The following is a 23,823-nucleotide window of genomic DNA, read 5'->3' as shown; positions in this document are numbered from 1 at the left end:
TCAGGCCTCGTTCAGTTGGCGGGGGTCTCGGCCAATCGGGTGTGGCTGGTTACGCTGACGCGCCAGCTCGATCTGCTTCTGCCGCTCGCGCGCGCCTTCACGGGTCTTCTCCGGCAGCGAGTCCCAGCAATGCGGGCAACTGACGCCAGGGCTGTAGAACTCGGACTGGCGCTCTTCCACGGAAATCGGCGTGCGGCAGGCATGGCACTGATCGTAGTCGCCTTCCGACAGGTCGTGGCGCACGGTCACGCGGTTGTCGAAGACGAAGCAGTCGCCCTGCCACTTGGTCTCTTCCTGCGGTACGTCCTCGAGGTATTTGAGGATGCCGCCCTTGAGGTGGTACACCTCCTCGAAACCTTCGCCGAGCATGTAGCTGGAGGCCTTCTCGCAGCGGATGCCGCCGGTGCAGAACATCGCCACCTTCTTGTGCTTGCTCGGGTCGAAGTGCTGGCGGATGTACTCGGGAAACTCGCGGAACGTCTTGGTCCTGGGGTCGATCGCACCCTCGAAGGTACCGATCGACACCTCGTAGTCGTTGCGCGTATCGATCAGCAGCACCTCGGGGTCGCTGATCAGGGCATTCCAGTCCTTGGCCTCGACGTAGGTACCGACACGCTGATTGGGATCGACGCCCGGCACACCGAGGGTGACGATCTCCTTCTTCAGCTTGACCTTGGTGCGATAGAACGGCTGTTCGTCGCAGTAGGATTCCTTGTGGTCGATATCGGCCAGACGGGCATCCTGGCGGAACCAGGCGAGCAGCGCATCGATGGCCGCGCGGGTGCCGGAAACGGTGCCGTTGATGCCCTCTTCGGCGAGCAGCAGGGTGCCCTTGATACCGTTGTCGAGCAGGGTTTTCAGCAGGGGTTCGCGCAGCGCCTGATAATCCGTCAGGGAGACGAATTTATACAGCGCCGCCACGACGATCTTGTCTGTCATGAACAGTTCTCTCAGTAGTCGCCCACGTAAAGGGCGGACCGGGTGACATGAAAAACGCCGGCATGGGCCGGCGCGGGGGCGATTGTAGCAAAGCGGTCAATCAGCGGGGAAAGTTGGCGACAGGGCGCGACAGCCTGCCGCGTAGCCCGGATGCAATCCGGGAATGCTCGCCGCCCCGGATTGCGTCTTCGGCTAGCCCGGCATTGACCTGTTTGAGCGCAGCGCCACCCGGGAAATCTGCGGCAATGCTGCCGCAGGTTTCATCCGGGCCAGGTCAATGCCCGCCGCGGCAGGTCGGCGAAGCGGGCGCCGTGCCCTGCGCGGCCCACTCCTCCGGGGTGTAGGTGTGCAGCGCCAGCGCGTGGATCTGGCCCATCAACTCACCGACCGTGGCATAGACCTTCTGATGCCGCTTGACCGCGTTCAACCCGGCGAACGCCGGGCTGACGATCACCGCCTTGTAGTGGGTTTCCAGGCCACGGCTGTGCATGTGGCTCTCGTCCAGCACCTCGAGGTGCTCGGGCTGCAGCCCGGCCAGGGCGGTGACGATCAGGTCTTGCTTGGACATCTTGGGCTCCATCAGGGCTGTTTCGGCAGGCCGAGCTCGTTGCTCATGTCGGCCAGCAGCTTGTTCACTTCAGGCACGGCGGTTTCCAGCTTGCCCTGGGTGATCTGTGCCGATTGCGCCGTCAGCATCGGCATCTTCTGCAACACCTTCTGCCCCAGCGGCGACTCGTAGAAACGGATCAGCTCCTTGAGCTCCTTCTCGTCGAAGTTGCTGGTGTAGAGCTTGACCATGTCCGGCTTCAGCTTGTCCCAGCCCACGGCCTTGTCCAGTGCGGCATTGGCCTTGGCCTGGTAGCTCTCCAGCACGGCCTGTTTGCCTTCCGGCGCCTGGGCGAAACGCTGGGCGAACATCTGCTGCACCTGGCCGTACACCGGCACGGTCAGCTTGTCAGCGTGGGCCAGCTTGAGGAAACGCTCGGCATCGGCGGCATGGCTGGCGGCATCGGCCATGGCCAGGGACGAGCCGGCGGCGAGCAGTACGGCGGCACACAACTGGTGGAAACGGGGCATGAGAGGTTCCAACGGTGATGAATGAGTCTGGGTAGACTACGGTGCCGGCATTTTGTGCCCTGCGCCAATTTCGCTCAAGCGTCGCGAACTGTGCGCTGGCTCACAGCCGTGTTGCCCACCGGCGCACCCACTGGTCAGTTGCCAAAGTGCCAGTACTTGCTCATGCTTGGGCAGGCTCGGCATTCTGTCTGCCTCCAGCCATTATCTCCAGCAAGGCGTGCGCACCCTACGACACGGCAATTGATCGCCAGCCCGCGCACAAACATGGATGTGCTCGATGAACAGCTTCGCCTCACATGCGCCCTTTCGGCTCCAGCCGCTCTGCGACAGCAAGGGCAAGCTGCTGGACGAAGCCATTGGCTGGTCCAATCGCCCCCTCGTCGACTGCGCCCTGCGGGGTCATGCCGGACGGCGCAAGCGCTGGAATCACTGGTGCATCACCACCCCGCAGTGGATGCTCTCGCTGACCCTGGCCGATCTCGACTACCTCGGCTACGGCGCCGCCTACTTCCTCGACCTGGAAAGCGGCCAGGCAGTGGCCCACACCCAGCTCCGCCCCTTCGCCCTCGGTTGCCAGCTGCCCGACCTGCCCCTGGAAAGCCACTCCTTCAGCCACTCCCGGCTGCAGCTGCGCATCGACGAGCACTCCGGCCGCCTGCGCCTGACCGCTGCGGCGCCCGATATCGGTGGCCAGCCCATGCAGGTGGCGCTGGATATCCAGCGCCCGGCCCACCTGGAATCGGTCAATCTGGTCGCGCCCATGCAGAATGGCGGCTTCCACGCCACCAGCCGGCAACTGGGACTGCCCACCGCCGGCAGCCTGCAACTGGGGCGCAAGCACTACAGTTGCACGCCGGGGCAGAGTTTTGCCGCCCTCGATTTCGGCCGGGGCGTCTGGCCGCTGAACAGCTACTGGCAACGCGCCGCGTTCGCCGCCGCTGGCGGCATCGCCGGCAACTTCGGTTCAGGCTGGCTGGACCACAGCGGCCTGTCGGAAAACTCGCTGTGGTTCGGCGGCGAAGTGCAGCAACTGGGCAGTCCGATGCATATCGAGCGGACCTCCCACGCGCCCCTCACCCCCTGGCGCCTGGACAGCGAAGACGACCGCGTATCCCTGCGCTTCGCTCCACGCCAGCTGCACAAGGCCTGCCCCAAGATCGGCCCGTTCCATGCCAACACCGTCCAGCACTTCGGTCATTTCACCGGCGTGCTGCGCGGGCCCAAGGGCGAGCGGGTACCGGTGGACGGCGCGCTGGGCTGGCTGGGAGAGACTCACGCCCGCTGGTAATCGGGGCGATAGAGAAGTTGCGGAACCAGTCTCCGGCAGCGCGACCTAAACTGCCAGCACCCTCGCATTTGCCCCGGAGAACGCCATGAGCCGCACCGAAACCGACAGCATCGGCCCCATCGAAGTCCCCACCGACGCCTACTGGGGCGCGCAGACCCAACGCTCGCTGATCAACTTCGCCATTGGCCAGGAACGCATGCCGCTGGCCGTGCTGCACGCCCTGGCCCTGATCAAGAAGGCCGCTGCGCGGGTCAACAGCCGCAACGGCGAACTGCCAGCCGACATCGCCCGACTGATCGAGCAGGCCGCCGACGAAGTGCTCGAAGGCCAGCACGACGCGCAGTTCCCGCTGGTGGTCTGGCAGACCGGCAGCGGCACGCAGAGCAACATGAACGTCAACGAGGTGATCGCCGGCCGCGCCAACGAACTGGCTGGCGGCCAGCGCGGCGGCAAGACCCCGGTGCACCCCAACGACCACGTCAATCGCGCGCAGAGCTCCAACGACTGCTTCCCCACCGCCATGCACATCGCCGCGGTGCAGGACGTTCGCCATTGCCTGCTGCCGGCCCTGGCCGAACTGCGCGACGGCCTGCAGGAGCAGGCGCAGCGCCACGCCAGCCTGGTCAAGACTGGGCGCACGCACATGATGGACGCCACGCCGATCACCTTCGGCCAGGAGCTGTCCGCCTTCGTCGCCCAGCTCGGCCACGCCGAGGCCGCCATCCGCGCAGCGCTGCCTGCGGTGTGCGAACTGGCCCAGGGCGGCACCGCCGTCGGCACCGGCCTGAATGCCCCGGCCGGCTTCGCCGAAGCGATGGCCGCCGAACTGGCGGCGCTGTCCGGCATGCCGCTGACCAGCGCCCCGAACAAGTTCGCCGCCCTCGCCGGCCATGAGCCGCTGGTGCAGCTTTCCGGCGCGCTGAAGACCCTGGCCGTGGCCCTGATGAAGCTGGCCAACGATCTGCGCCTACTGGGTTCCGGGCCGCGCGCCGGTCTCGCCGAGGTGCGCCTGCCCGCCAACGAACCGGGCAGCTCGATCATGCCCGGCAAGGTCAACCCGACCCAGTGCGAGGCGCTGTCGATGCTCGCCTGCCAGGTGCTGGGCAACGACAGCACCATCAGCTTCGCTGCCAGCCAGGGTCATCTGCAGCTCAACGTGTTCAAGCCGGTGATCATCCACAACCTGCTGCAGTCGATCCGCCTGCTGGCCGACGGCTGCCGCAACTTCCAGCAGCACTGTGTCGCCGACCTGCAGCCGGACGCCGCGCAGATGGCCGCCCACCTGGAGAACGGCCTGATGCTGGTCACCGCGCTCAACCCGCACATCGGCTACGACAAGGCCGCCGAGATCGCCAAGAAGGCCTACAACGAAGGCAGCACGCTGCGCCAGGCCGCGCTGCAGCTCGGCTACCTGAACGACGAGCAGTTCGACCAGTGGGTACGCCCACAGGACATGCTCGGAGCCGGCTGGCATGAGTGAGGGCAAGAGCGGCGCAACGCCGCTGGAAGGAGACGGCAAGCGCATCCTGCTGATTCTCGGCTCGCCGAAGCAGGACAGCCTCTGCCACGCCCTGGCCGAAGCGTTCAGCCACGGCGCACGCGGCAAGGGACACGTGGTGCGCCAGCTCAGGCTCGGGGAAATGCAGTTCGATCCGATACTGCGCGACGGTTATGACCAGAGCCAGAACCTGGAACCGGACCTGCTCGAAGCGCAGCGCCTGATCCACTGGGCCGAACACCTGGTGTTCGTCTACCCCGTCTGGTGGGGTGGCGTGCCGGCCTTGCTCAAGGGCTTCTTCGACCGCGTGTTCCTGCCCGGCTTCGCTTTCAGGTACCGCAATCGCTCGCAGCTCTGGGACAAGCTGCTCAGCGGACGCAGCGCCGACCTGCTGGTGACCATGGACACGCCGCGCTGGTATTTCCGCTGGATCTACGGCGCCCCGGCGCATCGGCAGATGGTGCGCACCATTCTCGGTTTCTGCGGTATCAGGACCCGTCGCCTGAGCGAGTTCGCCCCGGTGCGGCCATCCACCGAAGAGCAGCGCCAGGGCTGGCTGCGCAAGGCCGAAATACTGGGCGCCCGAACCTAGGGTGGATGACGCTCCACCTATCCACCACAGCGATTCGCTGCCGAGCACCCACCCCCGCACATCCCCGGATTGCATCCGGGCTACGCGCAAGATTTACGGATGTATCAGACCGTAGGGTGGATGACGCTCTACCCATCCACCACAGCGCTTCGCTGCCGAACACCCTCACCGCGCATACCCCCGGATTGCATCCGGGCTACGCGCACGATTTACGGATGTATCAGGTCGTAGGGTGGATGATGCTCTACCCATCCACCACAGCGATTCGCTGCCGGACACCTACACCGCGCATACCCCCGGAGTTTATCCGGGCTACAGCACCAGGCCGTCACTGGCCAGGCTGACGCCTGCCGGCAAGGCATCGGGGTGGTCCAGCAGCCAGGCATCGAAGCTGTGACCGATGTGCGTCAGCACCGCATGGGCCGGCTGCAGGCGAGCGATGATCTCCAGCGCGCGGGTCAGGTCGTTGTGATTGCGCGGCGCCACCGGTTGCGGCGCGGTGGAGCAATCGAGCACCAGCAGATCCAGCGGCGCCCGCTGCAGCTCGGCGCAACTGGCTTCGGGCACTCCGACGGTGTCGGTGAGGTAGGCGATGCGCCTGCCCTGCCCCTGCAACAGGTAGCCGAAGGTCGGCCTGGAGTGGGTCAGCGGCACGGCAGTGACGGTCAGCTCGCCCAGCTGGCGACGCTCGAAGGCCGCGAAGGGCTGGCTGAAATCGAGGATGCCGGGGTGCTTGTACAGATCGGCCAGACCCTCCGGGTCATCCGGGCCATGCACCGGGATCACCAGGCCCTGGCCCCAGCGCAGGTGCAGCAGCCCCTGGGCGTGGTCGGCGTGGTAATGCGTCTGCAGGATGCCATTGAAGCTGTGCGGCGGAAAGCGCTCGGTCAGGTCGCTCAGGCCGCTGTCGATCAGCCAGCGCTGCGCCCCGCATTCGATCAATGCCGAACAGGGCCGGCGGCGGCGTGACGGGTAGACCTGCGCCGCGTCGCAGGCTGCACAGCTGCAGTTGTACACCGGCACCTGGCGGGCATCGCCGGTGCCGAGCAGGGTCAGGCGCATTGGCGCGCCTCGTCGAGCAATTGCAGCAGGCGGCTGACGGTCTGTGGCAACGGCCCGGAGTTGTCCAGCACGCAGAGTGGTTGCCCTGACGCTGCAACGCCCTCCTGGCCCCCGGCGGCGAAGCTGCGGCTGCGCGCCAGGCGCTGCTCGATCTGCTCCGGCGTCTCCCGGCCACGGGCCAGCAGGCGTTGGCGCAGCACTGACTCGTCGACCCGCAGGAGGATCGCCAGCAGTTGCGGGTAGCGCTGACGGGCAGCCTCGAGATGGCCGCGCGAACCGTTGATCAGCACGTCCTGCCCGCTGTCCAGCCAGGCGTCGATCTCAACCGGGATGCCATAGGCCAGGCCGTTGGCACACCAGCTCAGGGCGAAGGCACCCTCGCCTTCCAGGCGCTCGAATTCGGCCGGGGTCACGCCCACGGCGTCCTCGCCCACCGACTCGGCGCTACGGGTGATCACCCGCCTGGCGAAACGGCAGCCGTGCGCCTCCAGCGGCGCACGCGCGGCCTGCAACAGGCTGTCCTTGCCCGAGCCCGAAGGCCCCATCAGATAGATCAACCTGCCCTGCATCAGAACACCCTTCGTGCTTGCCGCCATACCTGCTGGATCACCGGCTGTTCGCCATGCGCCCTGGCCTGCAGCAGGTCGGCGCGCAACCCTACGCGAATCTCGCCACGGTCGTCCAGGCCGGCCGCCCTGGCCGGTGCGCGGCTCACGGTGGCGATGGCCGCAGGCAGATCATAGTCGTTGTCCTGCCCCGCCAGCAGCCAGGCGGCGTGCAGCAGGCTGGCCGGATAGTAGTCACTGGAAAGGATATCCAGCACACCGTGACGCGCCAGTTCGGCGGCGGCGATATTGCCGGAGTGCGAACCGCCTCGCACCACGTTCGGCGCCCCCATCAGCACCTTCAGGCCCAGTTGGTGGCTGGCCTCGGCCGCCTCCAGGGTGGTCGGGAACTCGGCGATGGCCATGCCGAAGTCGGCCGACTCCTGCACATGGGCCAGGGTGGCGTCGTCATGGCTGGCCACCGAGATGCCCCGGCCATGGCAGTCCTCGACGATGGCGCGGCGCTGGCGGTCGCTGTACTGGCGCGAATTGGCGATCTGCTCCTGGAGGAACTCCTCCATCTCCGCCGGGCTCAGGTGGTACTTGCCCATGTAGTACTCGCGATACTTCTCCACCTTGGCGAACTGGCGCTGGCCCGGCGAGTGATCCATCACCGACACCAGCGACACCAGCGGGTGCTCCACCAGATCGCGATAGAGGCTCAGCGCATCGGGGTGGCACAGCTCGCAGCGCAGGTGCAGGCGGTGCTCGGCGCGGGTCTGCCCGGCCGTCTCGGCGGCGGCGATGGCCTCGATCATCGCCGGCAATTGCTGCATGCGCCGACCACGCGGGTTGATGTCACCGATAGACAGCGCATCGAACACCGTGGTGATCCCGGCGGCCACGATCTGGGCGTCGTGGGTGAGCACCGCCGACGCCGACGGCCAGTCCACCCCGGGACGCGGGCTCATGTGTTTCTCCAGGTTGTCGGTGTGCAGTTCCACCAACCCCGGCAACAGGTAGTCACCCCCCAGGTCCTGGGCCTGCGCCAGCTGGCTGGCGCCCTCGTCGACAGCGGCGATCAGCCCGTCGCGCAGCAGCACGGAGCCGAGGAACTCGCGATCGGCGGTGACGATGCGGGCATTGCTGAGAATCTGTTCAGACGACATACACGTACTCCGGTTGCGCCGCGGCGGCGCTCATGTCCAGGTAACGATCGGCCACCGCCTCGCGGGCAGCACGGTCGTGGAAGATGCCGATCAGTGCGCTGCCGGCGGCCTTGGCCTCTGCGATCAGCTGCAGCACCACCTGGCGGTTGGTCTCGTCCAGCGAGGCGGTGGGCTCGTCGAGCAGCAGCAGCGGCCACTCGACCATGAAGCCGCGGGCGATATTGACGCGCTGCTGCTCGCCGCCGGAGAAGGTGCCCGGCGCCAGTTGCCAGAGCGCCTCGGGGATGTTCAGCCGGGTCAGCAGCGCCTTGGCCCGCGCCTCGGCATCGCTGCGCGCCCAGCCGCGCGACAGGGCCGGCTCCATCACCACGTCCAGGGTCGAGACCCGCGGGATGACCCGCAGGAACTGGCTGACGTAGCCCAGGCTCTGCCGGCGTACCGCCAGCACCTGGCGCGGCTCGGCGCCGACCAGCTCCACCGCTTCGCCCTGATGACGGATGCGGATGCTGCCGCCGGCAGCCAGGTAGTTGCCGTACAGGGTGCGCAGCAGGGTCGACTTGCCTGCGCCGGACTGGCCGTGCAGCACCAGGCACTCGCCGCCGCGCACGCTGAAGTTCAGGTCACGCAGCACCTGCAGGACGACGCCGTTCTGCTGGTGCAGGGTGAAGGTCTTGCTGAGGCCGGTGACCTCGATCAGGTTGTTCATACACACCTCGAATACGCTAGGCACGGTCTGCCCCCTCCCCCAGTCGCGGGAGAGGGGAGAAACGCCCATCTGTCGTAGGGTGGATGGCGCTTTATCCATCCACCGGTGGTGATTCGCTGGTGGATGAGAAGAGCGTCATCCACCCTACGTTTCCCCAGTGCGCGGCACGTTCAGGGCTGCAGCACCGACGACACCAGCAGCTGCGAATAGGGATGCTGCGGATCGTCGAGGATCTGGTCGGTCAGCCCCGCTTCCACCACATGCGAGCGGCGCATCACCATCAGTCGGTCGGCGAGCAGCCGCGCCACCGCCAGGTCGTGGGTGACGATCACCACCGCCAGGTCCAGCTCGCGTACCAGGCCGCGCAGCAGGTCGAGCAGGCGAGCCTGCACCGACACGTCCAGCCCGCCGGTCGGCTCGTCCATGAACACCAGGCGCGGCGCGGAGACTAGGTTGCGGGCGATCTGCAGGCGCTGCTGCATGCCGCCGGAGAAGGTGCGCGGCAGGTCGTCGATGCGTGCCGGGTCGATCTCCACCTGGCTCAGCCAGTCGAGCCCGGCGGCGCGCAGCTCGCCGTAATGGCGCACGCCCTGGGCCATCAGCCGTTCGCCGATGTTGGCGCCGGCCGACACCGCCATGCGCAGGCCGTCACGCGGGTTCTGCTCGACGAAGCCCCACTCGGTGCGCAGCAGGGTGCGCCGCTCGGCTTCGCTGGCGCTGTAGAGGTCGAGCCATTGCCCCGTGCGACCGCGATAGCGCACCGCGCCGCGATCCGGCAGGCAGCGCCCGGACAGCAGGCTGAGCAAGGTGGACTTGCCCGAACCGGACTCGCCGACGATGCCCAGCACTTCGCCGGGATAGAGGTCGAAGCTCACGCCCTGGCAGCCCTTCTCCGGGCCGTACAGGCGGGTCAGGTCACGCGCCGAGAACAGCGGCTCGGCCGTTTCCAGGGCAGGTTGCAGACGTTCGGCGGCGCTCATTGCAGGCTCTCCTCGGTGCGCTGGCGGCAGTAGTCGGTGTCGGAGCAGACGTAGCGCTTGCTGCCGGCGTCGTCGACGATCAGCTCGTCGAGGAACGACTCGCTGCTGCCACAGAACGCGCAGCACTCGTCCCACTGCTGCACGGCGAAGGGGTGATCCTCGAAGTCCAGGCTGACGACACGGGTATAGGGCGGCACCGCGTACAGGCGCTTCTCACGGCCGGCACCGAACAGCATCAGTGCCGGGCTCATGTCCAGCTTGGGGTTGTCGAACTTGGGGATCGGCGACGGATCCATCACGTAGCGCTCGTCCACCGTCACCGGGTAGGCGTAGGCCGTGGCGATGTGGCCGAACGTGGCGATGTCCTCGTACAGCTTCACGTGCATCACCCCGTAGTCCTCCAGCGCATGCATGGTGCGCGTCTCGCTCTCCGACGGTTCGATGAAGCGCAGCGGCTCGGGAATCGGCACCTGGTAGACCATGATCTGCCCGGCTGCGAGCGGCGTTTCCGGAATGCGGTGGCGGGTCTGGATGACGCTGGCCTCCCGCGTGCGCTCGGTGGTGGCGACACCTGCGGTACGCGCGAAGAAGCGACGGATCGAGACCGCGTTGGTGGTGTCGTCGGCGCCCTGGTCGATGACCTTGAGCACGTCGTCACGACCGAGAATGGCGGCGGTCAGCTGCATGCCACCGGTGCCCCAGCCATAAGGCAGCGGCATCTCGCGGCCGCCGAACGGCACCTGGTAGCCGGGGATCGCCACGGCCTTGAGCAGGCCGCGACGGATCATGCGCTTGGTCTGTTCGTCCAGGTAGGCGAAGTTGTACGCGGACGCCTCGCGGGCGCCGCTGGTGGTCGAAGGGTTCATCAGCGGTTCTCCTCTGCCGGCGCCTGGCGACGCAGCTTGCGGATCAGTTCCAGTTCGGCCTGGAAGTCGACGTAGTGCGGCAACTTCAGGTGCGAGACGAAGCCGGCGGCCTCGACGTTGTCGCAGTGCATCAGCACGAATTCCTCTTCCTGCGCGGGGCCTTGCACCTCCTCGCCGTACTCGCCGGCGCGCAGGGCACGGTCGACCAGCGCCATGCCCATGGCCTTGCGCTCGGCGTAGCCGAAGGCCAGGCCGTAGCCACGGGTGAACTGCGCCTGCTCGGGACTCTCGCCGACGAACTGGTTGACCATCTCGCACTCGGTCACTTCGATGTCGCCCAGCGGCACGGCGAAGCCCAGCTCGCCCGGCGTCATCCACACCTCGATGTCACCGATGCGGATCTCCCCGGCGAAGGGGTGGTTGCGCCCGTAGCCGCGCTGGGTGGAATAGCCCAGCGCCAGGAGGAAGCCCTCGTCACCCCGCGCCAGTGCCTGCAGGCGCTCGGCGCGGCTGGAGGGGAACGCCAGCGGCTCGCGGGTGATGTCCGGCACCGGCGCGGCATCGTCCTGTTCGCGCGCCATCAGCCCCTCCTCGGCGAGGAAATCCAGCACCCGCGGGCAGGGCCTCGGCTCGTCCTGCGCGCCGGACGGCGGCGGCGGATACTCGCCCTCGGCCAGCAGCGCGAAGTCCAGCAGGCGATGGGTGTAGTCGAAGGTCGGGCCGAGCAGCTGGCCGCCGGGCAGGTCCTTGAAGGTCGCGGAGATGCGTCGCTCCAGCTGCATCTGCGTGGTGTTCAGCGGCTCGCTGGCACCGAAGCGCGGCAAGGTGGTGCGGTAGGCGCGCAGCAGGAAGATGGCCTCCATCAGGTCACCTGCGGCCTGCTTGATGGCCAGCGCGGCCAGTTCTTCGTCGTACAGCGAGCCTTCGCTCATCACACGGGCGACGGCCAGTGGCAGTTGCTGGCGAATCTGCTCCACCTCCAGTTCGGCGATGCTGCTATCGCCGCGACGGCGGCTGGCCAGGAGCTGGTGGGCGTTGTCGATGGCGCGTTCGCCACCTTTGACGGCGACATACATCAGGCGGCCTCCTCGGTTTCGATCAGCACATGGGTGCTGCGCGGCAGGCCGATGACCTCGGCGCCTGCAGCGAAGAAGCAGTCCAGCCCGCGCGGGAATGCGCTACGGGCCTGGCGCTGCGGCCAGAAGCCGGCCGGCAGCTGCAGGCTGACGCTGCGCACGTCCTTGATGCCCGGCCCGCGCCAGCGCAGGGCCGCGCCGGCGTGCAGGTCATCGAGCTGGATCAGCAGCGTGCAGGACTGGTCGGGGTAACGCTCGCTGCCGTTGTCGAAGTCGGACAGGTCGACCAGCTCGCTCTCGTCGAGCAGGGCGAACAGAGCGATCTCGCGGTCGTCGACGATCGGGCAGCCGCAGTGAAAGGCCAGGTTGGCGCGAATCAGTGGCGTATCGAAACGCGGTGCCAGCCACAGCGGCGTGTCACTGTCGAGAAAGGCCAGGCACAGGCCATAGGTGGCCGGTGCCAGATCACCGAGTGGGTGAGCGCGATCCATGGCGCGCGGCTGTCCTGGCTCGGCCAGGGCATTGAGTGCGGCGCGAAAACTGACCTGGGCATCCAGCACCGGGTCATCGAAAGCCGGTTGCAGCCAGTGCGAGCTGTGCGGCGTGTTCATCAATCCTCTCCTCTGACCAGGGTGAAGAACTCCACCTGGGTGGTGGCGGTGCGGGCGGCCCGGGCCAGGCGCTGTTCGCGCTGCTGGCGGGCCAGGGGTTCGATCAGGTCGCTGAGCCAGCGGGCCTGGTCGCTGCCCTGCAGATGGGCATCGGCCAGGGCCGCCAGCTCGGCGCGGCGCTTGTCGCGGCCGGCCAGGTAGCTGTAGCCGGTACGGCCGTCAGCCAGGCGCACCACGCAGCGCGTGACGGTCATCTCGCCCAGGTTGAAGGCGCTGCCGGTGCCGCCCATGCGCCCGCGCACCAGGGTCATGCCCACCTCGGGCGCGCGGATCAGTTGGTAGGCGCTATCCCTGAGCGCCGCTTCATGGGCATCGAGGGCCTGGCCGGCGCGGGCCAGCACCCCCATCCAGCGCTGGCGCGCGACGGTGTTCGAGTCAAGGTCGTTCATGCGGGTCTCCATCAGGTCGCTACCTGGTACTGGAAGCGGTCGGCGCGGCTGCTGGACTGCGCCAGCTCCACCGCTCGACCAGAAGGATCGCGGGACAGGGTGAGCACGCTGAGCAGCGGCGCATGGCGCGGCATCAGCAGATGCGCGGCCTCCTCGCGGCTGGGCAGGCGCGCGCCGATCAGGCTGAAGGTGCGCACCAGCGGCAGGTCGCGCTCGGCCAGGTACTGGCGCAGCGAGCCACCCTGGTAGTCCGCCAGCAGCGGCGCCAGGCTGGCGCAGAAGCGGTGGCGAATCAGGCTCAGCGGCTGGCCGTCGAGCAGGCGCAGGGTGGCCAGTTCGATCAGCTCGCTGCCATCGGGCAACTGCAGATGACGGCACTCCTCGCTGCTGCCGGTGCGGCACAGGCGCTCGATCAGGCGTGCCTCGACCCGGTGCCCGAGGGCCGACAGCGACTGGCTGAAGGCGCTGCCCGCCTCCACGGGATAGACCAGCGGCCTGGCCAGCACCTGGGTGCCCTTGCCCTGACGGCGCAACAGGCGGCCTTCGAGGACCAGTTCGTCCACCGCCCGGCGCAGGGTGTGGCGGTTGACGGAAAAGCGCGCGGCCAGTTGCATCTCGCCCGGCAGGTAGTCGCCCGGGCTCATGCGCTGCAGTTCCTCGCGCAGCACGCCAGCCAGTTCGCGGTACAGCGGCTCGTTTTGTCTAGACAAGTTCATCGTTCGAAAAGGGCGCACACAGGCGCCCTCCTTCTCCTTCAGATAAAGAGCTTGCGCAGGCGTTGAGAGAGGATGTCGATGGAGCTCACCACCAGGATGATCACGATCAGCACGGCGCAGGTCTGGCCGAACTGGAAGCCGCGAATGGCCTCCCAGAGGATCACGCCGATACCACCGGCACCGACCATGCCGACCACCGTGGCCGAACGCACGTTGGACTCGAAGCGGTACAGCGAGTAGGAGATCCACAGCGGCAGGACCTGCGGGATGACCCCGAAGATCACCTCCTGCAGCGCGCTGGCACCAGTGGCACGCACGCCTTCCACCGGGCCCGGGTCGATGGCCTCGACCGCCTCGGCGAAGAGCTTGGCCAGCACCCCGGTGGTGCTGATGAACAGCGCCAGCACGCCGGCGAAGGGGCCGAGGCCGACCGCGACGACGAAGAGCATGGCGAAGACCATTTCGTTGATCGACCGGCAGGCGTCCATCACCCGGCGTACCGGCTGGTAGACCCACCAGGGCACGATGTTCTCGGAACAGAGGATGCCCAGCGGGATGGCGCAGACGATGGCCAGTACGGTGCCCCACAGGGCGATCTGTACGGTGACCACCATCTCCTTGAGATAGTGCCGCCAGTTGCTGAAGTCCGGCGGGAAGAAATCGGCGGCGAAGGTGGACATGTTGCCAGCATCGCGCACCAGCGCCAGCGGGTTCATTTCCGCGCCCTGCCAGGACCAGGCAAGCACGGCGAAGAACAGCCCCCAGCCGATCAGCTGCAGCCAGCTGCGCTTGCCATCGGCGATCGGGGTGGCGGTGGTCAATGTAGTCATGGGTAACTCTCGATCACTCATTCAGAACCTGTTCACAACCTGCTGCGCGTCGGCCCTGTTGCTGCAAAACCGGGCTCGGAGTGCTCTCGCCTGTATCTGCGGGGGCCGCCATCGGCGTTGCAGGGATCCAGCTCGTAAGGTCATGGACAGGTTCGCGGAACGAGCCGTCCCGCCAGGGCGGGACGGCTCTCGGGGTCAGCCGGCGCTGGCGCCACTCTTCTTCTCGAGTTCGGCCATGCGTTGCTGCAGCTTGGCCAGCTCGGCATCCAGCTCCTTGAGCTGAGCCTGCTTGTCGGCCTCGTTGAGCGTGGTGCTGTTGGCCACTTCGGTGCGCTTCTTGAACAGCTCGAGCTGACGGATCGGCAGCAACTGGTCGTTATCCGAAGCGCGGAACTGGCCCCACTGCAGACCGGCGAGCACCTTCTTCTCCTCCGGCTTGGCGCCGTAGGTCATGAAGAAATTGCGCAGCTTGTCGCGGGTTTCCTGAGGCAGGTTCTTGCGCCAGACGATGGGGTCGGACGGAATCAGCGGCGACTTCCAGATGACCTTCAGCTGTGCGGCCTTGTCCGGTGCGGTGACTTCCAGGCGCTCCATCCCTTCGCTGTTGAAGGTGCCGACATCGACCTGCTTGTTGGCGACCGACAGGGCATTGACCTCATGGCTGCCGTTGAGCGAGCGCTTGAAGATCTTGCCGGCGTCGGCGTTGTTCTGGGCGAACACGTAGTAGCCCGGCACCAGGTAGCCGGAGGTGGAGTTCGGATCACCGTTGGCGAAGGTCAGGTTCGCGGCATTCTTGAGCATGTCCTCGACCGAGTTGATCGGGCTGTCCTTGTGCGCCACCAGCAGGCTGTAGTAGCCTTGGGCGCCGTTGGCGGCGACGGTCTGGGCGAAGATCTCGCCACCGGCACGGTCCACCGCTTCCATGGCCGACTTGTTGCCGTACCAGGCCACGTCGACCTTGTCGAAGCGCATGCCCTGGATGATCCCGGCGTAGTCAGGAGCGAAGAAGGCGTTGATCTTCACGCCAGTCTGCTTGCTCATGTCGGCCAGGAAGGGATCCCACATGGATTTCAGGTTCTGCGAGGACTCGGTGGAGATGATGCCGAAGTTGAGTTCCTCGGCAGCCTGGGCCGAGCCCAGCAGGGAACCGGTTACGAGCGCAGAGGCAGCCAGCACCTGGCCGATGCGTTTGAACATGGAGCACACTCCTGTTGCGGGTTGGCGTTGTTGTTTCGAATGGAGGCAGCGGCGTCAGGCCTTGGCCAGTGCCAGGGGACGCTCCAGCGCACGCGGGCGCTGGCCTTGCGGCAGCAGCAGACTGATGTCGAGGTCGCCGCCGTAGAGGTCGTTGAGGAAATCGGGATTGAAGTCCTGGGTCGGGCCGTCGAAATGAATGCGCCCGCCCTTGAGGGCCACCGCGCGCTGGCAATAGCGCACGGCGTAGTCGACTTGATGCAGGGTCACCACCACGGTCTTGCCGTCGCGGCGATTGATGTCGGCGAGAATCTCCATCACCTTGCGCGCCGACTCGGGGTCGAGCGAGGCGATGGGTTCGTCGGCGAGAATCACCTCGGCCTGCTGGCACAACGCTCGGGCGATCGCCACCCGCTGCTGCTGGCCACCGGACAGGGTCGAAGCCCGCTGCGCGGCGAATTCGGCGAGGCCGACGCGCTCCAGCGCGTCCATGGCCCGCTGCTTCTCCTCGGCGCTGAACAGGCTGAGGCTGCCACGCCAGCGCGGCATGCGCCCCAGGCCGCCAAGCAGCACGTTCTGCAGCACGCTGAGGCGACCGACCAGGTTGAACTGCTGGAAGATGTAGCCGATGTCGGCGCGCAGACGGCGCACATCGCCGCTCAGGCGACCTTCGGCCTGCACCTGGCGGCCGAGCACCTCGATGCAACCATCGTCGCCACGCGCCAGGCCGGCCAGGTGCCGCAGCAGGGTCGACTTGCCCGAGCCGGACGCCCCGATCAGGGCGACCATCTCCCCTGGCTGCACGGAAAGCGCCAGGTCGAACAGGGCCTGCTTGCGCCCGAAGGTCTTGTTGAGACGGTCGACTCGAATGGCTGCGCTCATATGCTGGCTCTCTACTATCATTGTCGATATGAGAAGGCAGCACCCGGCTGCCATCTGGTGTAGACCAAGGTAGCCAGAGCCTGTGTCAGCCCAGTGAACCGGGGATGACAATTGAGTGACCGAAACTTTAAATTTCAAATACCGAGCACAGCACGAACGCGACTTCTGCCGAATACTGCGCAATTCTGACAGTCGGTGCTGGCATAAAGCCTCCACCTGCACCACAATGCGACACGTATTTGGCGTCAAGGAACTGTTCAGATGACCGAATGGTCATAACGACGCAGAACGCGGTACCGGTTGAACGGCTAGTGCGAAACACTGTCAAACCGGTGACAATCTCGACACTGACCACCAGTATCGCTCCCTGAACTAACCGGTAATGTATGCGCCCTATGAAACAGGCTACTTATTCCAGCCGCACGGCTGACAAATTCGTCGTTCGCTTGCCAGATGGCATGCGTGAGCGTATCGCTGACGTAGCACGCAACCATCACCGCAGCATGAACTCTGAAATCATCGCCCGTCTGGAGCAGAGCATGCTTCAGGAAGGCGCTCTGGATGAGGATCTCAGCCTGCGTCTCGACAGCCCCGAGCTGAGCCTGCACGAGCGTGAGCTGCTGCAGCGCTTCCGCCAGCTGTCGCGCCGTCAGCAGAACGCCCTGGTCGCGCTGATCGCCCATGACGTGGAAATGGCCGCCGAAGAAGCCTGAAGCGAACCCATGAAAAAAACCGGCCTTGAGCCGGTTTTTTTATGCCTGCGACACGACGGTCGCCTGTCGGTCAGCCGACGAAGCTGAGCAGCACCCCCGCCGCCACCGCCGAACCGATCACCCCCGCCACGTTCGGACCCATGGCGTGCATCAGCAGGAAGTTCTGCGGGTTGGACTCCAGCCCGACCTTGTTCGAGACCCGCGCAGCCATCGGTACAGCGGATACCCCGGCCGAACCGATCAACGGATTGACCTTGTTGCTGCTGAACAGATTCATCAGCTTGGCCATCAGCACACCGGCCGCGGTGCCGGCACAGAAGGCGACCATGCCCAGCAGCAGGATGCCCAGGGTCTTGAGCTGCAGGAAGGCTTCCGCCGACAGCTTGGAACCCACGGTCAGGCCAAGGAAGATGGTGACGATGTTGATCAGCGCGTTGCGCGAAGTATCGGCCAGGCGTTCGACCACACCGCACTCACGCAGCAGGTTGCCGAGGGCGAACATGCCGATCAGCGGCGCTGCGTCCGGCAGCAGCATGCCGATCAGGATGCACAGCACGATGGGGAAGATGATCTTCTCGGTCTGCCCCACCGGACGCAGCTGCTGCATCACGATCGAGCGCTCTTCCTTGGTGGTCAGGGCGCGCATGATCGGTGGCTGCAACAGCGGCACCAGGGCCATGTAGGCGTATGCCGCGACGGCAATGGGGCCGAGCAGGTCAGGCGCCAGCTTGGAGGTGACGAAGATCGAGGTGGGCCCGTCCGCCCCACCGATGATGGCGATGGACGCAGCCTCCTTGAGGGTGAACTCCATGCCCGGAATACCCAGCGCCGTGATCGCCAGCGCCCCCATCAGGGTGCCGAAGATACCGAACTGCGCCGCGGCGCCGAGCAGCAGGGTCTTGGGGTTGGCCAGCATCGGCCCGAAGTCGGTCATGGCGCCGACACCGAGGAAGATCAGCAGCGGGAAGATGCTGGTCGGCAGGCCCACTTCGTAGATCAGGTGCAGGAACCCCGCGCCTTCGGCCATGTTGGCCACCGGGATGTTCGACAGCAGCCCGCCGAAGCCGATAGGCACCAGCAACAGCGGTTCGAAGCCCTTCTTCACGGCCAGGTAGATCAGCAGCAGACACACCGCGATCATGAAGGCCTGGCCAGGTTCCAGGTGGTACAGGCCGGTGCTCTGCCAGAGCTTGAGCAGCTTTTCCATGGCGCGCCCCTCAGCCGATGGTCAGCAGGCTGTCGCCCACCGCCACCGCATCACCGACCTTGACGTTGACCGCCCCGACCGTGCCGGCCTTGAAGGCGCGGATTTCGGTTTCCATCTTCATCGCTTCGAGGATGATCACCAGTTGCCCCTCCTCCACGGCCTGGCCTGGCTGCACCAGCACCTTGAAGATGTTGCCGGCCAGTGGCGCCGCCTGCGGCTCGCCAGCGCCGGCAGTCACCGCTGCTGCTGCCGGCGCAGCGCTCGACGCGCCACCGACGGGCTTGAGCCCCTCGATGTCGCCGCCTTCGTTGACCTGCACGACGAAGGCCTTGCCGTTCACCTCGACGGTGTAGACCTCGGGCTTGCCCGGCTCGCGGGCCAGGCTTTCCTTGCCGGTCGGCACCGGCTCGAAGGCGGCCGGATTGCCACGGTTTTCCAGGAACTTCAGGCCGATCTGCGGGAACAGGGCGTAGGTCAGCACATCGTCGATGGCGTCGGCGGCGAGCTTGATGCCCTTCTCCTGAGCGATGCCCTTGAGCTCGGAGGTGAGCTTGTCCATCTCGGCCTCGAGCAGGTCGGCGGGACGGCAAGTGATCGCCTCGGCGCCATCGAGCACACGCGCCTGCAACTCGGCATTGAAGGCTGCCGGCGCCGCGCCGTACTCGCCCTTGAGCACGCCGGCGGTTTCCTTGGTCACGGACTTGTAGCGCTCGCCGGTGAGCACGTTGATCACCGCCTGGGTGCCGACGATCTGCGAGGTCGGCGTCACCAGCGGAATGAAGCCGAGGTCTTCGCGAACCCGGGGTATCTCGGCCAGCACCTGGTCGAACTTGTCCTGGGCGCCCTGCTCCTTGAGCTGGCTCTCCATGTTGGTGAGCATGCCACCCGGCACCTGGGCGACCAGGATGCGCGAGTCGACGCCCTTGAGGTTGCCCTCGAACTTCGCGTATTTCTTGCGCACCTCACGGAAGTAGGCGGCGATTTCCTCGAGCAGTTCCAGGTCGAGCCCGGTATCGCGCTCGGTGCCCTGGAACATCGCCACCACCGATTCGGTAGGCGAATGGCCGTAGGTCATCGACAGCGAGGAGATTGCCGTGTCGACGTTGTCGATACCGGCCTCCACCGCCTTGAGAATGGCCACCGAGGACAGCCCCGCCGTGGCGTGGCACTGCATGTGGATCGGGATCGCCAGGCTGCTCTTCAGGCGCGACACCAGCTCGAACGCGGTATAGGGCGTGAGAATGCCGGCCATGTCCTTGATGGCCACCGAGTCGGCGCCCATGTCCTCAATCTGCTTGGCCAGGTCGACCCACATCTGCAGGGTGTGCACCGGGCTGGTGGTGTAGGAGATGGTGCCCTGGGCATGCCGCCCCTGCTGCTTCACGGCCTTGAGGGCCGTTTCCAGGTTGCGCGGGTCGTTCATCGCATCGAAGACACGGAACACGTCGACGCCATTGACCGCCGCACGTTCGACAAACTTCTCCACCACGTCGTCGGCATAGTGCCGGTAGCCCAGCAGGTTCTGCCCACGCAGCAGCATCTGCTGACGCGTATTGGGCATCGCCTTCTTCAGCTCGCGGATGCGCTCCCAGGGGTCTTCGCCGAGGTAACGAATGCAGGCATCGAAGGTCGCGCCGCCCCAGGACTCCACCGACCAGAAGCCGACCTGATCGAGCTTGGGCGCGATCGGCAGCATGTCTTCGAGGCGCAGGCGGGTCGCGAGGATCGACTGATGGGCGTCACGCAGCACCACATCGGTAATGCCGAGTGCTTGTTTTACGGCTGTCATACAGGTACTCCCTCTGAACCTGATCAACCGCGACGCGCGCGGTGCTGGGCAATGGCGGATTGAATGGCGGCCAGCGTCTGCGCATCCGGCTCGTGACTGGCCGGCCTGGCAACGGATACCGGGGTGGGGGCTGCAGCAGCGGGCGCTGCGAAGACGCCAATCATGCGTGACATCAGGCTGACCACACCGACCAGCAGTACCAGAAAGGCAAACACGAAACCCATGCCGAACAGCATGAGCTCGACACCCTCGAGAAGAAGTTCACTGGGGGTCATCTTGGCTCCTTTTGGCCAGCAGCTCATGGGCTGCATTCGTTATCGATTAGGAGCGTCCGGGGTCAGCGCCTGGACAGAGCTGCCGAACCTTAGCCTGAAACGCGCGTTTGAGGCAAACCTCCAGCCGGCCTGAAATACCTGATATGTAGTGTTTTTCTCACAAGCACTACCAAAGGAGGAGAAGCGCCCCGAAACGCCGCCTGAACCAGGCCACCCCACCTCCCGCGCCACGTCGGGGTTGGACGAGCGGAAGCGCATGACCGACGCGGACCTCAGGCAGTGCATCGTCGCGCATCCAGGCAGCGACAATCTGACGCCGGGCGCCACTGCCGGCGACGGCCCATACCAGGCTGCCAGGGGCAGCAAGTGCCTCAGGTCATCGCTCGACGGGAGTGGCAAGCGACTGCCAGGACCGGCAATCGCGGCAGGGGCAGACGGCTCGCAGCACACGAACCGTCCGAATGGCCGGGCGGTGGCGCGATCTACAGCAGGAAGATCGACGCCATGCCCAGGAAGATGAAGAAACCGCCGCTGTCGGTCATGGCGGTGATCATCACGCTGGCGCCCATGGCCGGGTCGCGCCCGAGGCGCGCCAGGGTCATGGGGATCAGCACCCCCATCAGCGCCGCCAGCAGCAGGTTGAGCGTCATCGCCGCCGTCATCACCACACCCAGCGACCAACTGCCGTAGAGGGAGTAGGCGACGCCGCCGATCACCCCGCCCCAGAGGATGCCGTTGATCAGGGAAACCCCCAGCTCCTTGCGCACCAGCCGCGCGGTGTTGCCGGTGCTGATCTGCCCCAGCGCCATGGCGCGCACGATCATGGTGATGGTCTGGTTACCGGAGTTGCCGCCGATGCCAGCCACGATGGGCATCAGTGCCGCCAGCGCCACCAGCTTCTCGATGGAGCCCTCGAACAGGCCGATCACCCGCGAGGCGAGGAAAGCCGTCACCAGGTTGATCGCCAGCCAGGCCCAGCGGTTGCGGACCGACTTCCACACCGAGGCGAAGATGTCTTCCTCCTCGCGCAGACCGGCCATGTTCAGCACTTCGCTTTCGCTTTCCTCACGGATCAGGTCGACCATCTCGTCGATGGTCAGACGGCCGATCAGCTTGCCGTTCTTGTCCACCACGGGCGCGGAAATCAGATCGTAGCGTTCGAAGGCCTGAGCGGCGTCGTAGCCGTCCTCGTCCGGGTGGAAGCTCACCGGATCGTCGGCCATGACTTCGCCGACCTGCTTCTCCGGATCATTGACCAGCAGGCGCTTGATCGGCAGGACACCCTTGAGCACGCCGTCGTAGTCGACCACGAACAGCTTGTCGGTATGGCCCGGCAGCTCCTTAAGGCGGCGCAGGTAGCGCAGCACCACCTCCAGGCTGACGTCCTCGCGGATGGTGACCATCTCGAAGTCCATCAGCGCGCCGACCTGATCCTCTTCGTAGGACAGGGCCGAACGCACGCGCTCACGCTGCTGCGCATCGAGCGATTCCATGAGTTCATGGACGACGTCGCGCGGCAGTTCGGGGGCCAGGTCGGCCAGCTCATCGGCGTCCAGGTCCTTGGCCGCCGCGAGAATCTCGTGATCGTCCATGTCGGCGATCAGGGTTTCCCGTACGGCGTCGGAGACTTCCAGCAGGATGTCGCCATCGCGCTCGGCCTTGACCAGCTGCCAGACGGTCAGACGGTCGTCGAGCGGCAGGGCCTCGAGGATGTGGGCGATGTCGGCGGGGTGCACATCATCGAGCTTGCGCTGCAGCTCGGCGAGATTCTGTCGGTGTACCAGGCTCTCGACCCGGTCATGGTGCTGGCCTTCCTGACGGTGGGTCAGGTCCTCGACCAGCTTGTGCCGATGCAGCAGTTCGACCACCTGCGCCAGGCGATCCTGCAAGCTTTCCTGCGGCTTTTTGGCTTCTACTTCAGTCATAGCGCGCTCCACCCCCAGTTGGCGGGCACGCCAAAGGGGATCAATCAGGTGTTACACGATTGTGCGATGGGAGTATTGAGTAACTACTGGGTAAGTCCATGGTGGTATTCCACAAGCCCCGGCGGGGCTGACGCGGCGAATGATAACACCGCAGAACCGCTTTGTACGTGACAAAAGCGCGGCAAGAACAATTGCTTGCATCGCAAACTTCGATCCCGCGTGAAAACCTGAGTCAGTGACGCCAGTCACTAGGCCCAGGACACCCTGACGAAAGAGAAATAACCGCTTAAGCTGGCCCGGTGAACGTCAAGGAGGACGAATCATGCGAGGACTGCACATCGCGGCGCTGTGCGCTGCCGCCCTGCTCCACCCTATTCAAGACAGCTCGGCCACCAGCGTGTTCCGTTGCGAAGACGCCAACGGGCAGATCACCTTCACCCGCCACGGCTGCGCACCCGAGCAGACGCAGTACAGGCAGGAGGTGCGCAACCACTCCCCCGGCAGCGGCAAACCCATCCCCCTGGCCGTCCCCAGGGCGCGCACCGCGACACCCACGACGCGCTCCAGGGCGCCCGTGATCGTCGGCGAGCAGGATGACGGCTGCGGCAACCTGCTCAGCAGCAGCGAAAAGCGCCAGGCGATCATCCGCCGCGAGGTGCGCAGCGGCATGAGCAGCGCCGACGCGGAAAGCAGCCTGGGCAAGCCGGACAGGATCACCCGGCAGAACGGCAGGCAGCGCTATCACTACCGCGACAAGCGCGGCGACAACCAGCTGATCAGCTTCGACGAGGCCGGCTGCGTGAAGAAATGACGCGCAAAGAAAAAGGGCCTGCATCGCTGCAGGCCCTTTTGGTATGGCGGACTCAGGAGGATTCGAACCTCCGACCGCTCGGTTCGTAGCCGAGTACTCTATCCAGCTGAGCTATGAGTCCGGTCGGTGCTTTTATACCAGATCACCTCTGGTTGACGCATGACCCCGCATCGCTGCAGTGCCATTCGATATGGCGGACTCAGGAGGATTCGAACCTCCGACCGCTCGGTTCGTAGCCGAGTACTCTATCCAGCTGAGCTATGAGTCCGTTGCAGATCACTCGAAAGCCACTGCGCTTTCGTGCGACCCTTGGCGCTTTTAGACCAGATCACCGCTGGTTGAAACAAAATGGCTTGCAGCGATGCAAGCCATTGAATATGGCGGACTCAGGAGGATTCGAACCTCCGACCGCTCGGTTCGTAGCCGAGTACTCTATCCAGCTGAGCTATGAGTCCGGTCGGTGCTTTTATACCAGATCACCTCTGGTTGATCCGCCAGCCCGGCTTGCACCCGGCTCGCTGAATAATGGCGGAGAAGGGGGGATTCGAACCCCCGACACCCTTTTGAGGTGTACTCCCTTAGCAGGGGAGCGCCTTCGGCCACTCGGCCACCTCTCCGCAACA

The 23,823-nt window shown here is 65.8% G+C and carries 25 protein-coding genes and 4 tRNA genes; 5 read left to right on the top strand and 24 right to left on the bottom strand.

The features are described 5' to 3' along the window. From FIV02_RS08735 to FIV02_RS08725, 3 genes are all read right to left on the bottom strand, one after another. Positions 1 to 939 carry a rhodanese-related sulfurtransferase gene (locus tag FIV02_RS08735; RefSeq protein WP_152488378.1) on the bottom strand — a complete coding sequence of 313 codons (939 nt, stop codon included), beginning with the start codon at positions 937 to 939 and terminating at the stop codon, positions 1 to 3. Between the two features lie 274 nt (positions 940 to 1,213). Next, positions 1,214 to 1,507: a BolA family transcriptional regulator gene (locus FIV02_RS08730; protein ID WP_037056937.1), complete on the bottom strand. Its 294-nt coding sequence runs from the start codon at positions 1,505 to 1,507 to the stop codon at positions 1,214 to 1,216. 11 nt (positions 1,508 to 1,518) lie between these two features. Further along, complete coding sequence (locus tag FIV02_RS08725; protein ID WP_047587844.1) at positions 1,519 to 2,016, bottom strand: DUF2059 domain-containing protein; 498 nt, start codon at positions 2,014 to 2,016, stop codon at positions 1,519 to 1,521. 277 nt (positions 2,017 to 2,293) lie between these two features. On the opposite strand from FIV02_RS08725, the gene FIV02_RS08720 reads away from it, so the two are divergent. From FIV02_RS08720 to FIV02_RS08710, 3 genes are all read left to right on the top strand, one after another. Further along, the gene (locus FIV02_RS08720; protein ID WP_047587846.1) at positions 2,294 to 3,304 is read left to right on the top strand and encodes a DUF2804 domain-containing protein; all 1,011 of its coding nucleotides are present in this window, start codon (positions 2,294 to 2,296) and stop codon (positions 3,302 to 3,304) included. 85 nt (positions 3,305 to 3,389) lie between these two features. Further along, positions 3,390 to 4,784, top strand: coding sequence for a class II fumarate hydratase (locus tag FIV02_RS08715; RefSeq protein ID WP_037056931.1), 1,395 nt, complete (start codon positions 3,390 to 3,392; stop codon positions 4,782 to 4,784). Then, entirely contained in the window at positions 4,777 to 5,394 is a 618-nt protein-coding gene (locus tag FIV02_RS08710) for an NAD(P)H-dependent oxidoreductase (protein ID WP_047587849.1), read from the top strand. Before FIV02_RS08715 ends, FIV02_RS08710 begins: the two co-directional genes overlap by 8 nt. A gap of 312 nt (positions 5,395 to 5,706) precedes the next feature. Here the strand turns inward: FIV02_RS08710 and phnP are convergent, their stop codons facing one another. The 13 genes from phnP to phnC form a co-directional block, all read right to left on the bottom strand. Further along, positions 5,707 to 6,456 carry a phosphonate metabolism protein PhnP gene (gene phnP / locus FIV02_RS08705; protein WP_047587851.1) on the bottom strand — a complete coding sequence of 250 codons (750 nt, stop codon included), beginning with the start codon at positions 6,454 to 6,456 and terminating at the stop codon, positions 5,707 to 5,709. Next, positions 6,447 to 7,025 (bottom strand): phosphonate metabolism protein/1,5-bisphosphokinase (PRPP-forming) PhnN, encoded by a 579-nt coding sequence (gene phnN / locus FIV02_RS08700; RefSeq protein WP_152488377.1) that lies wholly within the window; start codon positions 7,023 to 7,025, stop codon positions 6,447 to 6,449. The genes phnP and phnN overlap by 10 nt, the downstream gene beginning before the upstream one ends. Further along, the gene (locus tag FIV02_RS08695) at positions 7,025 to 8,170 is read right to left on the bottom strand and encodes an alpha-D-ribose 1-methylphosphonate 5-triphosphate diphosphatase (protein WP_152488376.1); all 1,146 of its coding nucleotides are present in this window, start codon (positions 8,168 to 8,170) and stop codon (positions 7,025 to 7,027) included. Before FIV02_RS08695 ends, phnN begins: the two co-directional genes overlap by 1 nt. Then, on the bottom strand, positions 8,160 to 8,876 hold the full coding sequence (gene phnL / locus FIV02_RS08690) for a phosphonate C-P lyase system protein PhnL (RefSeq protein ID WP_037057166.1): 717 nt from the start codon (positions 8,874 to 8,876) through the stop codon (positions 8,160 to 8,162). Before phnL ends, FIV02_RS08695 begins: the two co-directional genes overlap by 11 nt. A gap of 170 nt (positions 8,877 to 9,046) precedes the next feature. After that, a complete protein-coding gene (gene phnK / locus FIV02_RS08685; protein WP_150609004.1) occupies positions 9,047 to 9,856 on the bottom strand; it encodes a phosphonate C-P lyase system protein PhnK in 810 nt (269 codons plus the stop codon). Further along, on the bottom strand, positions 9,853 to 10,722 hold the full coding sequence (locus tag FIV02_RS08680) for an alpha-D-ribose 1-methylphosphonate 5-phosphate C-P-lyase PhnJ (RefSeq protein ID WP_037057161.1): 870 nt from the start codon (positions 10,720 to 10,722) through the stop codon (positions 9,853 to 9,855). Before FIV02_RS08680 ends, phnK begins: the two co-directional genes overlap by 4 nt. Beyond that, positions 10,722 to 11,798, bottom strand: a complete 1,077-nt coding sequence (locus FIV02_RS08675; protein ID WP_152488375.1) for a carbon-phosphorus lyase complex subunit PhnI — start codon at positions 11,796 to 11,798, stop codon at positions 10,722 to 10,724. Before FIV02_RS08675 ends, FIV02_RS08680 begins: the two co-directional genes overlap by 1 nt. Next, on the bottom strand, positions 11,798 to 12,409 hold the full coding sequence (gene phnH, locus FIV02_RS08670; protein WP_152488374.1) for a phosphonate C-P lyase system protein PhnH: 612 nt from the start codon (positions 12,407 to 12,409) through the stop codon (positions 11,798 to 11,800). Before phnH ends, FIV02_RS08675 begins: the two co-directional genes overlap by 1 nt. Beyond that, positions 12,409 to 12,858, bottom strand: coding sequence for a phosphonate C-P lyase system protein PhnG (phnG, locus tag FIV02_RS08665; RefSeq protein ID WP_150609000.1), 450 nt, complete (start codon positions 12,856 to 12,858; stop codon positions 12,409 to 12,411). The genes phnH and phnG overlap by 1 nt, the downstream gene beginning before the upstream one ends. A gap of 11 nt (positions 12,859 to 12,869) precedes the next feature. Further along, positions 12,870 to 13,592 (bottom strand): phosphonate metabolism transcriptional regulator PhnF, encoded by a 723-nt coding sequence (gene phnF, locus FIV02_RS08660; protein WP_080757062.1) that lies wholly within the window; start codon positions 13,590 to 13,592, stop codon positions 12,870 to 12,872. Between the two features lie 20 nt (positions 13,593 to 13,612). Further along, entirely contained in the window at positions 13,613 to 14,404 is a 792-nt protein-coding gene (gene phnE, locus FIV02_RS08655; protein WP_037057140.1) for a phosphonate ABC transporter, permease protein PhnE, read from the bottom strand. Between the two features lie 195 nt (positions 14,405 to 14,599). After that, on the bottom strand, positions 14,600 to 15,601 hold the full coding sequence (gene phnD, locus FIV02_RS08650; protein WP_037057138.1) for a phosphonate ABC transporter substrate-binding protein: 1,002 nt from the start codon (positions 15,599 to 15,601) through the stop codon (positions 14,600 to 14,602). 54 nt (positions 15,602 to 15,655) lie between these two features. After that, positions 15,656 to 16,480: a phosphonate ABC transporter ATP-binding protein gene (gene phnC / locus FIV02_RS08645; RefSeq protein ID WP_037057134.1), complete on the bottom strand. Its 825-nt coding sequence runs from the start codon at positions 16,478 to 16,480 to the stop codon at positions 15,656 to 15,658. Between the two features lie 386 nt (positions 16,481 to 16,866). On the opposite strand from phnC, the gene FIV02_RS08640 reads away from it, so the two are divergent. Further along, positions 16,867 to 17,193 (top strand): Arc family DNA-binding protein, encoded by a 327-nt coding sequence (locus FIV02_RS08640; RefSeq protein WP_037057131.1) that lies wholly within the window; start codon positions 16,867 to 16,869, stop codon positions 17,191 to 17,193. A 70-nt stretch (positions 17,194 to 17,263) separates the two neighbouring features. Here the strand turns inward: FIV02_RS08640 and FIV02_RS08635 are convergent, their stop codons facing one another. The 4 genes from FIV02_RS08635 to mgtE form a co-directional block, all read right to left on the bottom strand. After that, entirely contained in the window at positions 17,264 to 18,400 is a 1,137-nt protein-coding gene (locus FIV02_RS08635) for a sodium ion-translocating decarboxylase subunit beta (RefSeq protein ID WP_037057128.1), read from the bottom strand. 10 nt (positions 18,401 to 18,410) lie between these two features. Then, positions 18,411 to 20,189 carry a sodium-extruding oxaloacetate decarboxylase subunit alpha gene (gene oadA, locus FIV02_RS08630; RefSeq protein WP_152488373.1) on the bottom strand — a complete coding sequence of 593 codons (1,779 nt, stop codon included), beginning with the start codon at positions 20,187 to 20,189 and terminating at the stop codon, positions 18,411 to 18,413. A gap of 23 nt (positions 20,190 to 20,212) precedes the next feature. Continuing rightward, complete coding sequence (locus tag FIV02_RS08625) at positions 20,213 to 20,464, bottom strand: OadG family protein (protein ID WP_047589573.1); 252 nt, start codon at positions 20,462 to 20,464, stop codon at positions 20,213 to 20,215. A gap of 482 nt (positions 20,465 to 20,946) precedes the next feature. Continuing rightward, positions 20,947 to 22,389 (bottom strand): magnesium transporter, encoded by a 1,443-nt coding sequence (gene mgtE / locus FIV02_RS08620; protein WP_037057120.1) that lies wholly within the window; start codon positions 22,387 to 22,389, stop codon positions 20,947 to 20,949. A 322-nt stretch (positions 22,390 to 22,711) separates the two neighbouring features. On the opposite strand from mgtE, the gene FIV02_RS24955 reads away from it, so the two are divergent. Next, positions 22,712 to 23,200: a DUF4124 domain-containing protein gene (locus tag FIV02_RS24955; RefSeq protein WP_152488372.1), complete on the top strand. Its 489-nt coding sequence runs from the start codon at positions 22,712 to 22,714 to the stop codon at positions 23,198 to 23,200. A 44-nt stretch (positions 23,201 to 23,244) separates the two neighbouring features. Here FIV02_RS24955 and FIV02_RS08610 read toward each other — a convergent pair. From FIV02_RS08610 to FIV02_RS08595, 4 genes are all read right to left on the bottom strand, one after another. Then, positions 23,245 to 23,321, bottom strand: a tRNA-Arg gene (locus FIV02_RS08610). A 70-nt stretch (positions 23,322 to 23,391) separates the two neighbouring features. After that, positions 23,392 to 23,468: transfer RNA gene (locus FIV02_RS08605), tRNA-Arg, on the bottom strand. A 110-nt stretch (positions 23,469 to 23,578) separates the two neighbouring features. Continuing rightward, positions 23,579 to 23,655 (bottom strand) — tRNA-Arg (locus FIV02_RS08600). A gap of 71 nt (positions 23,656 to 23,726) precedes the next feature. Beyond that, positions 23,727 to 23,817: transfer RNA gene (locus tag FIV02_RS08595), tRNA-Ser, on the bottom strand. Positions 23,818 to 23,823: the final 6 nt, after the last annotated feature.

Origin of the sequence: Pseudomonas sp. THAF187a, assembly GCF_009363395.1 — a bacterium.
Lineage (GTDB): Bacteria > Pseudomonadota > Gammaproteobacteria > Pseudomonadales > Pseudomonadaceae > Aquipseudomonas > Aquipseudomonas khazarica.
The sequence above is the reverse complement of the archived record's forward strand: the minus strand, read 5'-3'. Positions and strand labels throughout refer to the sequence as shown.

Bases quoted from the DNA above. Each gene is read 5' to 3' on its own strand.
- FIV02_RS08735 (WP_152488378.1), bottom strand. From the start codon at position 939: ATGACAGACAAGATCGTCGTGGCGGCGCTGTATAAATTCGTCTCCCTG.
- FIV02_RS08730 (WP_037056937.1), bottom strand. From the start codon at position 1,507: ATGTCCAAGCAAGACCTGATCGTCACCGCCCTGGCCGGGCTGCAGCCC.
- FIV02_RS08725 (WP_047587844.1), bottom strand. From the start codon at position 2,016: ATGCCCCGTTTCCACCAGTTGTGTGCCGCCGTACTGCTCGCCGCCGGC.
- FIV02_RS08720 (WP_047587846.1), top strand. From the start codon at position 2,294: ATGAACAGCTTCGCCTCACATGCGCCCTTTCGGCTCCAGCCGCTCTGC.
- FIV02_RS08715 (WP_037056931.1), top strand. From the start codon at position 3,390: ATGAGCCGCACCGAAACCGACAGCATCGGCCCCATCGAAGTCCCCACC.
- FIV02_RS08710 (WP_047587849.1), top strand. From the start codon at position 4,777: ATGAGTGAGGGCAAGAGCGGCGCAACGCCGCTGGAAGGAGACGGCAAG.
- phnP (WP_047587851.1), bottom strand. From the start codon at position 6,456: ATGCGCCTGACCCTGCTCGGCACCGGCGATGCCCGCCAGGTGCCGGTG.
- phnN (WP_152488377.1), bottom strand. From the start codon at position 7,025: ATGCAGGGCAGGTTGATCTATCTGATGGGGCCTTCGGGCTCGGGCAAG.
- FIV02_RS08695 (WP_152488376.1), bottom strand. From the start codon at position 8,170: ATGTCGTCTGAACAGATTCTCAGCAATGCCCGCATCGTCACCGCCGAT.
- phnL (WP_037057166.1), bottom strand. From the start codon at position 8,876: ATGAACAACCTGATCGAGGTCACCGGCCTCAGCAAGACCTTCACCCTG.
- phnK (WP_150609004.1), bottom strand. From the start codon at position 9,856: ATGAGCGCCGCCGAACGTCTGCAACCTGCCCTGGAAACGGCCGAGCCG.
- FIV02_RS08680 (WP_037057161.1), bottom strand. From the start codon at position 10,722: ATGAACCCTTCGACCACCAGCGGCGCCCGCGAGGCGTCCGCGTACAAC.
- FIV02_RS08675 (WP_152488375.1), bottom strand. From the start codon at position 11,798: ATGTATGTCGCCGTCAAAGGTGGCGAACGCGCCATCGACAACGCCCAC.
- phnH (WP_152488374.1), bottom strand. From the start codon at position 12,409: ATGAACACGCCGCACAGCTCGCACTGGCTGCAACCGGCTTTCGATGAC.
- phnG (WP_150609000.1), bottom strand. From the start codon at position 12,858: ATGAACGACCTTGACTCGAACACCGTCGCGCGCCAGCGCTGGATGGGG.
- phnE (WP_037057140.1), bottom strand. From the start codon at position 14,404: ATGACTACATTGACCACCGCCACCCCGATCGCCGATGGCAAGCGCAGC.
- phnD (WP_037057138.1), bottom strand. From the start codon at position 15,601: ATGTTCAAACGCATCGGCCAGGTGCTGGCTGCCTCTGCGCTCGTAACC.
- phnC (WP_037057134.1), bottom strand. From the start codon at position 16,480: ATGAGCGCAGCCATTCGAGTCGACCGTCTCAACAAGACCTTCGGGCGC.
- FIV02_RS08640 (WP_037057131.1), top strand. From the start codon at position 16,867: ATGCGCCCTATGAAACAGGCTACTTATTCCAGCCGCACGGCTGACAAA.
- FIV02_RS08635 (WP_037057128.1), bottom strand. From the start codon at position 18,400: ATGGAAAAGCTGCTCAAGCTCTGGCAGAGCACCGGCCTGTACCACCTG.
- oadA (WP_152488373.1), bottom strand. From the start codon at position 20,189: ATGACAGCCGTAAAACAAGCACTCGGCATTACCGATGTGGTGCTGCGT.
- FIV02_RS08625 (WP_047589573.1), bottom strand. From the start codon at position 20,464: ATGACCCCCAGTGAACTTCTTCTCGAGGGTGTCGAGCTCATGCTGTTC.
- mgtE (WP_037057120.1), bottom strand. From the start codon at position 22,389: ATGACTGAAGTAGAAGCCAAAAAGCCGCAGGAAAGCTTGCAGGATCGC.
- FIV02_RS24955 (WP_152488372.1), top strand. From the start codon at position 22,712: ATGCGAGGACTGCACATCGCGGCGCTGTGCGCTGCCGCCCTGCTCCAC.